The sequence below is a fragment of the Oenococcus kitaharae DSM 17330 genome (assembly GCF_000241055.1).
In the GTDB taxonomy this organism is placed as follows: Bacteria; Bacillota; Bacilli; order Lactobacillales; family Lactobacillaceae; genus Oenococcus; species Oenococcus kitaharae.
Map to the genome: position 1 here is coordinate 129,467 of NZ_CM001398.1, position 11,141 is coordinate 140,607.

General features: G+C 45.3%; 13 protein-coding genes. All 13 read right to left on the reverse strand.

What is annotated here, in order from left to right; genetic code table 11:
* Window positions 1-2: 2 nt before the first annotated feature.
* Window positions 3-629, reverse strand: a complete 627-nt coding sequence (locus OKIT_RS00635; protein WP_007744417.1) for a L,D-transpeptidase — start codon at window positions 627-629, stop codon at window positions 3-5.
* A gap of 64 nt (window positions 630-693) precedes the next feature.
* Window positions 694-1,476: a tyrosine-protein phosphatase gene (locus OKIT_RS00640; RefSeq protein WP_007744418.1), complete on the reverse strand. Its 783-nt coding sequence runs from the start codon at window positions 1,474-1,476 to the stop codon at window positions 694-696.
* Between the two features lie 37 nt (window positions 1,477-1,513).
* Entirely contained in the window at window positions 1,514-2,143 is a 630-nt protein-coding gene (upp, locus tag OKIT_RS00645) for a uracil phosphoribosyltransferase (protein ID WP_007744420.1), read from the reverse strand.
* 22 nt (window positions 2,144-2,165) lie between these two features.
* Window positions 2,166-3,182, reverse strand: coding sequence for an L-threonylcarbamoyladenylate synthase (locus OKIT_RS00650; RefSeq protein ID WP_007744422.1), 1,017 nt, complete (start codon window positions 3,180-3,182; stop codon window positions 2,166-2,168).
* 1 nt (window position 3,183) lies between these two features.
* On the reverse strand, window positions 3,184-4,011 hold the full coding sequence (gene prmC / locus OKIT_RS00655; protein WP_007744423.1) for a peptide chain release factor N(5)-glutamine methyltransferase: 828 nt from the start codon (window positions 4,009-4,011) through the stop codon (window positions 3,184-3,186).
* Window positions 4,012-4,025: 14 nt separating this feature from the next.
* A complete protein-coding gene (prfA, locus tag OKIT_RS00660) occupies window positions 4,026-5,099 on the reverse strand; it encodes a peptide chain release factor 1 (protein ID WP_007744424.1) in 1,074 nt (357 codons plus the stop codon).
* Between the two features lie 95 nt (window positions 5,100-5,194).
* A complete protein-coding gene (accA, locus tag OKIT_RS00665; RefSeq protein WP_007744425.1) occupies window positions 5,195-5,965 on the reverse strand; it encodes an acetyl-CoA carboxylase carboxyltransferase subunit alpha in 771 nt (256 codons plus the stop codon).
* The gene (locus OKIT_RS00670) at window positions 5,962-6,825 is read right to left on the reverse strand and encodes an acetyl-CoA carboxylase carboxyltransferase subunit beta (protein ID WP_007744426.1); all 864 of its coding nucleotides are present in this window, start codon (window positions 6,823-6,825) and stop codon (window positions 5,962-5,964) included. Before OKIT_RS00670 ends, accA begins: the two co-directional genes overlap by 4 nt.
* On the reverse strand, window positions 6,822-8,204 hold the full coding sequence (locus tag OKIT_RS00675; protein ID WP_007744427.1) for an acetyl-CoA carboxylase biotin carboxylase subunit: 1,383 nt from the start codon (window positions 8,202-8,204) through the stop codon (window positions 6,822-6,824). Before OKIT_RS00675 ends, OKIT_RS00670 begins: the two co-directional genes overlap by 4 nt.
* A gap of 10 nt (window positions 8,205-8,214) precedes the next feature.
* Window positions 8,215-8,652: a 3-hydroxyacyl-ACP dehydratase FabZ gene (gene fabZ, locus OKIT_RS00680; protein WP_007744428.1), complete on the reverse strand. Its 438-nt coding sequence runs from the start codon at window positions 8,650-8,652 to the stop codon at window positions 8,215-8,217.
* Window positions 8,649-9,143, reverse strand: a complete 495-nt coding sequence (gene accB, locus OKIT_RS00685) for an acetyl-CoA carboxylase biotin carboxyl carrier protein (RefSeq protein ID WP_007744429.1) — start codon at window positions 9,141-9,143, stop codon at window positions 8,649-8,651. Before accB ends, fabZ begins: the two co-directional genes overlap by 4 nt.
* A gap of 2 nt (window positions 9,144-9,145) precedes the next feature.
* Entirely contained in the window at window positions 9,146-10,378 is a 1,233-nt protein-coding gene (gene fabF / locus OKIT_RS00690; protein ID WP_007744430.1) for a beta-ketoacyl-ACP synthase II, read from the reverse strand.
* A gap of 26 nt (window positions 10,379-10,404) precedes the next feature.
* Complete coding sequence (locus OKIT_RS00695; RefSeq protein WP_007744431.1) at window positions 10,405-11,136, reverse strand: 3-oxoacyl-ACP reductase family protein; 732 nt, start codon at window positions 11,134-11,136, stop codon at window positions 10,405-10,407.
* Window positions 11,137-11,141: the final 5 nt, after the last annotated feature.

An 11,141-nucleotide genomic window follows, 5' to 3' on the forward strand; every position in this document is an offset into this window, starting at 1 on the left:
GCTTAATCACCAATGACAACTTTTGTGTTAAAAGGCACGTTTTCATAGAACCATTTAGCATCAGATACAGTCAGACGAATGCAGCCATGAGAGGCCGGATGCCCCAGTTTCTCAGCTTCGGCCGCATTGTAGCTTTTATCAGCGCTGGTCGGCACACTATGGAAAAGATAAACGCCATGGTCTTTGAAGGAGACCCAATAGTTAGCACCTTCATTTAGAGATGGATTGAAAAAGGAAGGCCCGCGTTCTGCTTGGATATAAAAAGTACCGGTTGGTGTCGTATTATCCAAACCTGATGAACAATACATCGTATAGAGAGTTCGGCCGTCCTGGGCCTTGACATAGACGAGTTGTTCTTTTAAAGAGACTTGCACCCAAGCCCCGGGATTCTCCGAGAAAACAGGGTAGGCCTTTTTTTCGGATGCGGCCTGCCAATCAATTTTTGCAGGAAGCACTTTTGGGGCCGTTTTTTTTCTACTGGAGACGGCAGCCTGACTGGTTTGTGATTGAACAGACGAACTTTGGCTCTGGGTACCCGCTGTCTTTGGACGAGTGACAAAAAAGAGTATCAAAAAAGCCGCTAATAATATGACCCAAGCAGATAAGACAATGAGTTTTCTTCTTGTCATTACAAAGCCATTCTAGCTTACTTAGCGGCTCAAAATAGACAACTAGGCTGTTTTTAAAGGAGTATTAACGTAGATAACGCTGTTTTAATTCAGCCAAACTATCCTGATCCAAACCGATTATCTGCGTGAGATAGGCTTGTGGACTGCCAGCTACCTCACTCATGGCAGCAAAAGCGTTTGCCAGATAATCCGGATCTGTCATGATGAAATGTTTAGCATTATCAATATCAGCATCTGAAGCACCTTGTTGAATCATTTTGGTTAAATGAGCTTCATTTTCCGGCTGATTAAATTGATCAGACAGCGCGTAATCCCGGAAAACAGTCTCTTTGTCAACGCCAACCGCAGATAAAAACAGTGCCGAGGCCAAGCCGGTCCGATCTTTGCCCTTTGTGCAATGGAAAAGTAAAGCGCCTTGGCTGCCGTCCAATAAATAGCGAAAAAAAACCTGTAGGGTCTGCTGGGAAAATTCATCGACAACCATGTTGCGATAAGTAGCCATCATTCGCTCATAGGCAAAACCAAACTCGTGCGGTTCATGCCGAAAATCATTGGCATCGGCTGTGGAGTTGGTCGTATCCTCGTTTAGCAAAGGAAGTTCGATCTCTTCAATTGAATCCGAATAGGCATCCGGGTCATTTAAACGTTCATCTAAGCTTCTAAAATCAATCACACGTGCAATTTTATGATGCTTAAGTACTTTTAAATCACGAGCTGAAAAATCGGCCATCTTAGCGCCGCGAAAAAGGCGTCCCCAGCGAACTTGTCGATTGTCAATTGTCGAATAGCCGCCCAAATCTCGAAAGTTTCGGCCGCCTTTGATATTTAAAATACGTTTCTCGAACATATCACCTCAAAAAGAAAAAACCGCCATCGCGATTTAATTACTTAGTGCCGAATAAACGATCTCCGGCATCACCCAAGCCTGGGACGATGTAGCCTTTATCGTTCAAATGATCATCTAGTGCTGCTGCAAAAATATCAACATCCGGATCAGCCGCCTGAACAGCTTTGACACCTTCAGGTGCCGCAACTAGCACCATCAATTTAATATAACGAGCACCACGTTTTTTTAATGCCGCGATCGCGTCTTTAGCCGAACCGCCCGTTGCCAGCATGGGATCAACCACGATCACTTCACGCTTCTCGATATCTTCAGGCAGCTTGATAAAGTATTCATGCGGCTCCAGTGTTTTCTCGTCTCGATACATACCGATGTGGCCAATACGAGCAGCTGGAATTAATTTGACAACGCCATCGACCATGCCCAATCCTGCACGCAGAATCGGCACAACCGCCACCTTTTTTCCGGTTAATTGTTTGACGGTCGTATGTGCGACCGGCGTGTCGATTTCGACATCTTCCAGCTGCATATCCCGGCTGACTTCATAGGCCATCAAAGTGGCAATTTCGTTGACCAGCTCGCGAAAATCTTTTGTGCTCGTATTCTTGTCACGCAAAATCCTCAACTTGTGCTGAATCAGCGGATGATCAATAACTGTAAATTTAGACATTTTAGAACCCTTATCTATACTATCATTCCAAATGAAAATGTTGGCCGCCAGCTGACTTTTCCAAACGATTCATGTAAGCTTCTCCGATGCCTTTTTTCGCCAAGCCCTGGACATAAATTCTCTGAACGCTGTCGCGGTCGTCAAAGGCACGCAAGGCAGAAAACAATTCTTCGGCAGCAGAATCGGCGTTCTGGCCCAATGACCAGCTTCGCTCCTCAGGAAGGTCAAACTTCGCTAATATGTCCGTCAAAGCCAAAACCGCATCACTGGGTTTCAGCACTGTTTTTAGTTGTTCAGCATCCTCAGCCTGAAAAATAATCACTTCTTTGCTTGGCGCATAGTGGCGGTATTTCATGCCGGGTGCTTTTGGTGCAACACCTTTGGCCACCGTAATTGGTGAACTTGGGTCAATGACTTTTTCCCCAATCACTGCTGCAATCTCATCAGCTGTGACCGCACCAGGACGGAGAATCGTGGCGTCGGGAACTGATAAATCAACAATCGTCGATTCAACACCAATTTGTGAAGGGCCGTCATCAATTACAGCATCGATTCGGCCGGCCATATCATGCATCACATGCGCAGCCGTTGTTGTTGAGGGTTTGGTCGATAAATTAGCTGAAGGCCCGACGATTGGGTTGTTGAAAAGACTGATCAGGTTTCTCGTGACTTGACTTTTGGGATTTCGAAAAGCCGCCGTCGACAGGCCAGCCGTAACATTACTTGGCAGAATTTCATCATCAAGTAAAGGCAGAATCAAAGTCAAAGAACCCGGCCAGAAGTGAGCAATCAATTTCTCAGCCCGTTGATCTAATTTGGCAAATCGACGGAGCATCTGGTCATCGGAAACAGTCACAATTAAAGGATTATCATGAGGCCTTTTTTTTGCTGCAAAAACTTTATCAACCGGCTCGGATTTGGTTGCATCAGCACCAATGCCGTAGACTGTCTCAGTAGGAAAGGCTACCACGCCCCCTTTTGCCAAAATATCAGCTGCCCGCTGAATATCCTGATCATTCGTATGTAATAGTAATGTCACTTCAATTCCTCCATGCAATAAAACGATTAAGGCCGGCCATATCCTGAAAGATTTCCGGCTCGGCCTTGGGAAAACTAGCTTGAATCAGTTTGGAAATCGCCGGGCCTTGGGCATCATCCATCTCAAAAATAGCATATCCGTCCTTTTTTAAATGGCTAACCATTTCCGGTATCAAGCGGCGGTAGACATCCAAACCATCTTCTCCGGCAAAGAGCGCTTGATGAGGCTCATAATCCAATACCTGCTTGTCGACACTACCAGCGCCTTGGGAAATGTAAGGCGGATTAGAAACAATCAAATCAAATTGGCCGGTAACATTGTCCAATAAATCAGATAAAACAAATTTCACATTGGAAGCCGAGAGATTTTGTGCGTTTTCCCTAGCCAAATTCAAGGCTTTCCTACTTATGTCAACTGCTAACACTTTTTCAGCTTTTAATTCCAAAGCCAGCGTAATGGCAATATTGCCGCTGCCGGTGCCCACATCCAAAATAGCGAAATCCGGATCCAAAGGCAGCAGCTCCGCGTCTTTTACATGATCGATCAGCTCGGCTGTCTCGACTTCCGGAATCAAAACTCGCGAATCAACTTTAAAATGACGCCCGTAAAAATTTGCAAAACCCAACACGTATTGAACCGGTTTGCCCAAGACAACCTGCTGGAAATCCGACCTTAATTGTCGTTCTGTTTTGTCTGGAATTTCATCGGAAAATTTCAGCAGCAATTCGGTATTATTTAAGTTTAATTCACCACGCAAAAAAAGATCGATTGTTTCAAAATCAATCGACGTCTTAAAAAAATCATTTCTTATTTTGCGTAAAGTCGTCATGTTCCCTATTATAGTTAAATCATTTCCTCAAGCTGCTTTGTCTGATCGGCAATGATCAGTGCATCAATGATTTCTTCTAAATCACCATTCATGACACGATCCAACTTATTCAAGGTGAAATTGATACGATGGTCTGTCACACGGTTCTGCGGAAAATTATAAGTCCTGATGCGTTGAGAACGATCGCCGTTACCAATTTTAGTCCTTCTTTGCTGATCATAGAGCTCCCGATTTTCTTGAGAAAAATGATCGTAAACACGCGAACGCAGAATCTGCCAGGCTTTAGCACGATTCTGCTGCTGAGAACGCTGCTCCTGCATCTCCACTTTGATACCTGTCGGCAAATGCACCAGTCGAACAGCCGAACTCGTCTTATTGATATGCTGGCCGCCGGCTCCCGAAGAACGATAGACATCTTCACGCACGTCTTTAGGATCAATCAGATCGTCACTATCGATATCTTCAAATTCCGGCATCACTCCGACTGTGGCCGTACTCGTGTGAACACGTCCCTGTGTTTCGGTAACAGGCACACGCTGAACACGATGCGCACCGGATTCGAATTTGAGTTTGCTGTAAACTTTCTCTCCGGAAATATTGGCTACTACTTCTTTAAAACCACCAGCTTCACCAGGTGTCTGATCGACAATTTCAAACTGCCAATTCTGAGACTGCGAATAGCGTGCGTACATGTTCAACAGATCACCGGCGAACAAGTTGGCTTCATCCCCGCCTGCTGCACCCCGGATTTCAATAATAATGTTTTTATCATCATTGGGATCCTTTGGAATCATCATGAGTTTCAGTTCTTGAGCCAGTTTGTCTTGAGCGGGTTCTAGTACAGCCAATTCCGTTTTGGCTAACTCAGCCATTTCCTTATCGGCTAAAAGTTTTTTATCGTCTGCAATTTCCTGAGCATTTTTTTTGTACTGCTGATAGTTTTCGGCAATTGGCGTGATCTCCCCTAATTCCTTGGCGTACTTTGTGTATTTATTACTGTCTGCCGTTACTTCCGGATCGGCCAGCAGTTCGTTTAATTCGTCAAAACGATCAACGACTTTTTCTATTTGGGCAAAAAATTTATCCATCTCTTCTAGTATACGTGCTCGCTTTTAAAAATTTCAGTCACAACATTCCTTATCCAGTAACAAAAAAAGCCAGTCGTCATGGCTGGTTGGTTTGTTTAAAATTTCCGAAAACGCGCATAGCGCTGATCAACTAATTTCGTTGCCGGCATTGCAAATAATTCTTTAAATTCAGTGATTAACTGCTGTTTTAAAGCTGTGATATCCAACGGTTCGGCAATAATCTGGTCGACGATACCGTCATCCAGCAAGGCCTTGGGAGTCAGGCCCATTAATTCAGCTGCTTCGGCAGAGCGCTTAGCATCTTTCCATAAGATCGAGGCAAAACCCTCTGGAGATAAGACCGAATACTCACTATGTGCTGTCATCCATACCTGATCAGCACTAGCCAGCGCCAAGGCACCACCGCTGCCGCCTTCACCAAAGATCAGAGCAATCACAGGGACTTTTAACGACATCATGGTCGCGATGCAAGAAGCAATTGCTTCGCCTTGTCCGCCTTTTTCAGCATCAACACCTGGAAAAGCGCCCGGCGTATTGACCAGAGTTAAGACAGGCCGGTTAAAACGTTCAGCTTGTCTCATCAAGCGAATGGCCTTACGGTAGCCCCAAGGCTCCGGACTGCCAAAATGCGTAGCCAGACGATCTTTGACTTCAATCCCTTTTTGTGTCGCAATCAATGTGATCGGCTGGTCAAATAGACGGCCGATACCAGCAATAATGGCTGGATCGTCGCCGCTATGACGGTCACCATGGAATTCGTGAAAGTCTGTCAGCAGCTGATCAATTAATTGTCGACTGTCGCTTTTGCCATCGCTACGGGCTTGTTTGACAACTTCGGCAGCAGAAATGGCTTTCTCTTCTGTCATATCGCTGCCCCCCATATACGCTGTTGATTTAAAGCCAGCAGAGATTCAAGTTCCTGAGTTAAATTCTGGCGCGGGACAATTTCATCGACAAAACCGTTTTCCTGCAGTTTTTCAACACTTTGAAAATCGTCCGGCAATTTGCCACCCGTCGTCTGCTCAATCACACGTCGGCCCGCAAAGGCTACTAATGCCTTAGGTTCGGCTAGTGTGATGTCGGCTTCCATGGCAAAGCTGGCCGTCACGCCGCCAGTGGTTGGATCGGTCAAAACAACAATGTACAATAATCCAGCATCAGCATGCCGGGTAACAGCTGCGGTAATCTTAGCCATCTGCATTAAGGAATGAATCCCCTCCTGCATCCGCGCGCCGCCAGAAGCAGTGAATAGAATAACTGGCAGTTTCTGTTCAGTGGCGCGTTCAAAAAGCCGTGCTAATTTTTCTCCGGTCGCCTGACCCAGACTGCCCATCACAAAAAAGGGATCCATGATACCGACTGCTGCCAAATACTTATTCAAACGAACGCGCCCAGTCCAGACACTTTCATTCAACTTAGTGGTTTTCCGAGCCTTAGCTAATTTTTCCTGATAGCCTGGAAATGACAAAGGATCAGTGCTGACAACATCTTCATCCCATTCAGTGACATCGCTGGATAAGATTTTCAGACGTTTTCTGGCTGGAATCCGAAAAGCATAACCGCAATCAGGACAAATTTCCATATTGCCAAGACGCCGATAATAAAAACGCCCGTGGCATTTCGGACATTCACGTATAATCCCCGAAGGAATCTGTGATGAATAGGTATGGAGCAGTTTATCGGTCTGCTGTTTTGAGAAACTTGTTAATCGGTCAAACCAGGTCATGAAGCCTCCTTCTCAGTGAGCTGCTGTTTCCAAAGAGGCAAAAACTCTTTTTCAATATAATCCGTTGTCGAACTGTCCTGAACAACTGCTGGTGCATGCATCAAATCACGCTGATAGTCAAGGTTTGTTTTAACACCATCGATCGACATTTCGGTTAGCATACGATCCATCACCGACAACGCCTCTGGCCGATCTTTTCCGTGAGCAATCAGTTTGGCAATCATGGAATCATAGAAAGGTGGAATTCTGCTGCCGGAATCCACACCCGAATCAATACGCGCACCTGGGCAACCCAAAGGAAAATGAATCTTCTTAATCAGACCAGCTTGCGGCATAAAATTATGCCGTGGATCTTCGGCATTAATCCGGCACTCGATGGCACTGCCATAGATATGGATATCTTTTTGCTGCAAACGTAAGGCTTCTCCGGCCGCAACGTGAATCTGCATTTTCACAAGATCAAGTCCTGTCACCATTTCTGTGACCGGGTGTTCAACCTGAAGCCGCGTATTCATTTCCATGAAGTAGAAATGATGCTGGCTGTCCATCAGAAATTCAAAAGTACCTGTGTTCAAATAATCAATCTCATTAGCAGCTTTAGCCGCTTGAGCTAATAGCGCTTGACGTTCTTGTGTATTAATCAAAGAACAAGGACTTTCCTCAACCATTTTCTGATGTTCGCGCTGTAATGAACAGTCACGTTCTGGAAAAGCCAGCACATTGCCAAAAACATCCCGCATCACTTGCACTTCAATATGTTTCGGGTTTTCAATAACCTTTTCCAAATACATACTGTCATCATCAAAAGAAAGCTTTGTCTCGTGTTGGGCATCAGAAAACTTCTGACGAAGATCCTCAGCGCTATTGATCACACGGATACCCTTGCCGCCGCCTCCGGCCGCTGCCTTGAGCATGACGGGATAACCAATCTCATCTGCAACCTGCAAAGCCGCATCAACCGACGTAACAGCTTCTTCACTGCCTGGGATGACCGAAATACCATGTTTTTTCATCGTATCACGAGCATTGGATTTGTTACCCATTAACTCAATTGTGTCAGCTTTAGGACCAATGAAAACCAAACCGCACTCTTCACAAATTCGCGCAAACTCAACATTTTCAGATAGAAAACCGAACCCTGGGTGAATAGCATCAGCACCCGAAAGGACAGCTGCACTAACGATATTTTGAATATTCAAATAAGAATCCGCCGGTTGTGGACCGCCGATGCAGACAGCAATATCGGCCAGCTGAACATAAAGACTGTCGCGATCAGCTGTTGAATAGACCGCGACAGATTCTATTTGCATTTCACGAAGTGCTCGAATAATTCGAACTGCTATCTCGCCACGGTTGGCAATCAAGACCCGTTTAAACATCATCTTTACCTCACCCAATCAGAAAAAGTAAATCCGCTGAACAAGCCTTTTCCCCATCAACGGTCGCAACTGCATGAGCGCTGCCGATATTTTCCTTTAATTTATCCAAAGTAACTTCTAACTTTAGCACATCGCCAGGTCGAACCATACGGCGGAATTTAACCTTGTCGACACCACCAAAATAAGGTGTCTTGCCGGCAAAACGATCCATTTTAAGCAAGGCAATTGCGCCAGCCTGCGCCAAAGATTCAACGATTAAAACGCCAGGCATGACTGGGTTGCCAGGAAAATGACCCTGAAAAAATTCTTCATTGATCGTGACGTTTTTCTGTGCTTTGATGCTTTCTCCAGGAACTAATTCCAAGACTTTGTCAACCAGCAGCATCGGATAACGATGCGGTAAAACAGCTTGAATTTCTTCAGCTGTCATTTCAATTTTTTCTGTCATTTGCCTACCTCTGTTTTTACTTTGATCAAGGGCTGATCGTAATCAACCATTGACTCATTATCAATGAGAATTTCTGCAATTTGGCCGGCAACCTGGCTCTTAATTTCAGTCATCATCTTCATAGCTTCAATCACACAAACTACGTCGCCGACTTTCACCTGATCCCCGACTTTCACATAACTTTGAGCTTCTGGGTTGGGCTGCAGATAAGCCACGCCGACTAACGGCGATTTAATGGTTTGAAAATCATCCTCAGATTCGGCCGCTGATTTTTTTGGTGTTTCTTCTACGGCCGGAACAGCATTATCAGCCGCTGAAGATGCTGTATCCGCAACCTTCTGCTGCGGTATATCTGTTGTTGCCGGCACACTGTGATTTGCAGTCTTATTTTTAGATAAATAAAGATGCACGCCATCAACAGTCAGATCAAATTCACGGATACTGCTTTGATCGACTTGTTCGATTAAAGCTTTAATCGCTTTTTCGTCCACTTTTAATCACTCCATCTCTTTAATGCAAGTACAGCATTGTGCCCGCCAAAACCAAATGAATTACTCAAAGCATAATCTGCTTGTGTCTGTTTATTGGCTTCATTGACCAAATCAACTGGACATTCTGGATCTTGTTCAGTGATACCGACGTTAACCGGCAGCTGGCCATCTGATAACGCACGAGCAGTCGCGATCGCCTCGATCGCACCAGCTGCACCGAGTAAATGACCAGTCATCGATTTGGTACTGCTGACCAAAACATGGCTATCACTGCCAAACAATTGGTTAATTGCAGCAGCTTCTGCTGAATCATTACCCTTTGTAGCAGTACCGTGCGCATTAATATATCCGACTTGTGTTTTGTCTATACCAGCTTCTTCAACAGCCAGCTTCATTGCGCGAGCGGCTTGCGTGCCGGCCGGATCTGGGCTCGTAATATGATAAGCATCTTCGGTCGCACCATAGCCGACCAATTCGCCTAAGATCTTCGCACCGCGTGCTTGGGCATGTTCTAAGGACTCTAAAATCAAGGTACCAGCACCCTCACCCATGACAAAACCGTTTCGGGCTGCATCAAAAGGCAGAGAGGCTTTAGTTGGATCAGTGGATTTTGACAAAGTAGATAAAGCAGCAAAACCACTGATACCAATTTCGTTGACTGAGGCTTCTGATCCGCCTGTCAGCATGATATCCGCGCGTCCAGCTTGAATTGTCCGGAAGGCTTCTCCAATAGCATTTGCACCCGATGAACAAGCAGTTACAATGGTCATACAAATACCTTGGGCACCAAAACGGATTGCCAAATTGCCGGCAGCCATATTAGCAATTGAAGTTGGGACAAACATCGGCGATACACGATCATCGCCAAGATCATGCATACGAATCACTTGATCTTGGATTGTTGTTAATCCACCAATACCAGAGCCATAAATGACGCCAAAGCGTTCATCATCGACTGTATTTTCATTCAAACCAGCTTGTTCATAGGCCTCTAAAGCAGAATAAAGTGCTAATTGAGAAAAACGGTCCATTCTGCGCAAATCTTTTTTAGTCAAACGCTGCAAAGGATCAAAGCCATCTGTTTCACCAGCCAAAGTCACCCCTGTTGCACTTGAATCAAAAGCCGAAATAGGACGAAAACCAACTTTTTCTTGTCTCAATCCCTCGATAAATTCATCGGTCGAGTTTCCTAAGGGCGTCACTGCCCCCATTCCTGTGATTACTACTCGTGTCATACATTTCCTCCATCGTGAAATTAAAATCAAACCATGGCCAGGCCGCCATCAACTGTAATGACTTGGCCTGTCACATAATCGTTTTCCGCTAAAAAGACGGCCGTTTGAGCCACTTCATCAGGCTGGCCGAAATGGCCTAGCGGAATTTCGGATTTTAATTTTTCTTGTGTCTTTTCAGATAAAACGGCTACCATATCTGTCTCGATCATGCCAGGTGTAATCGCATTGCAACGTACATTCCTGCGGGCCGCTTCTCTGGCGATTGTCTTTGTCATGCCAATCAGGCCGGCTTTGCTGGCAGCGTAATTTACCTGGCCAACATTACCTATTAACGCAACAACACTGGAAATATTTATAATGCAGCCGCTGCGGGCACGATACATAGCTTTTAGTGCAGGCTGTGTCACATTAAAGCTGCCAATCAAGTTGGTCTCGATCGGTGCCTTAAAATCTTCCAAAGTCATGCGATTAGCCAGCATATCACGTGTGATACCAGCGTTGTTCACTAAAATGTCTAACTGGCCAAAATGTGCAAGTGCCTGAGCAACCATCTCCTGTGCTTCAGAAGCATCCGCCACATCACCCGTCACAGCAAACACACGCTGCGAATCAGTAAATTCAGCTAATACTTGTTCCGGAACATTTTTGCGGCCGTTTAAAACAACTCGGCATCCGGCTTGATAAAAAGCTTTGGCTATTGCCAGCCCGATACCGCGTGTACTTCCAGTAACCAAAACTGTTTTATTTTGTAAATCCATGCAAG

Excerpts from the sequence above, each read along its gene's own strand:
- OKIT_RS00635 (WP_007744417.1), bottom strand. The coding sequence starts at position 629 with ATGACAAGAAGAAAACTCATTGTCTTATCTGCTTGGGTCATATTATTA.
- OKIT_RS00640 (WP_007744418.1), bottom strand. The coding sequence starts at position 1,476 with ATGTTCGAGAAACGTATTTTAAATATCAAAGGCGGCCGAAACTTTCGA.
- upp (WP_007744420.1), bottom strand. The coding sequence starts at position 2,143 with ATGTCTAAATTTACAGTTATTGATCATCCGCTGATTCAGCACAAGTTG.
- prmC (WP_007744423.1), bottom strand. The coding sequence starts at position 4,011 with ATGACGACTTTACGCAAAATAAGAAATGATTTTTTTAAGACGTCGATT.
- prfA (WP_007744424.1), bottom strand. The coding sequence starts at position 5,099 with ATGGATAAATTTTTTGCCCAAATAGAAAAAGTCGTTGATCGTTTTGAC.
- accA (WP_007744425.1), bottom strand. The coding sequence starts at position 5,965 with ATGACAGAAGAGAAAGCCATTTCTGCTGCCGAAGTTGTCAAACAAGCC.
- OKIT_RS00670 (WP_007744426.1), bottom strand. The coding sequence starts at position 6,825 with ATGACCTGGTTTGACCGATTAACAAGTTTCTCAAAACAGCAGACCGAT.
- OKIT_RS00675 (WP_007744427.1), bottom strand. The coding sequence starts at position 8,204 with ATGTTTAAACGGGTCTTGATTGCCAACCGTGGCGAGATAGCAGTTCGA.
- fabZ (WP_007744428.1), bottom strand. The coding sequence starts at position 8,652 with ATGACAGAAAAAATTGAAATGACAGCTGAAGAAATTCAAGCTGTTTTA.
- fabF (WP_007744430.1), bottom strand. The coding sequence starts at position 10,378 with ATGACACGAGTAGTAATCACAGGAATGGGGGCAGTGACGCCCTTAGGA.
- OKIT_RS00695 (WP_007744431.1), bottom strand. The coding sequence starts at position 11,136 with ATGGATTTACAAAATAAAACAGTTTTGGTTACTGGAAGTACACGCGGT.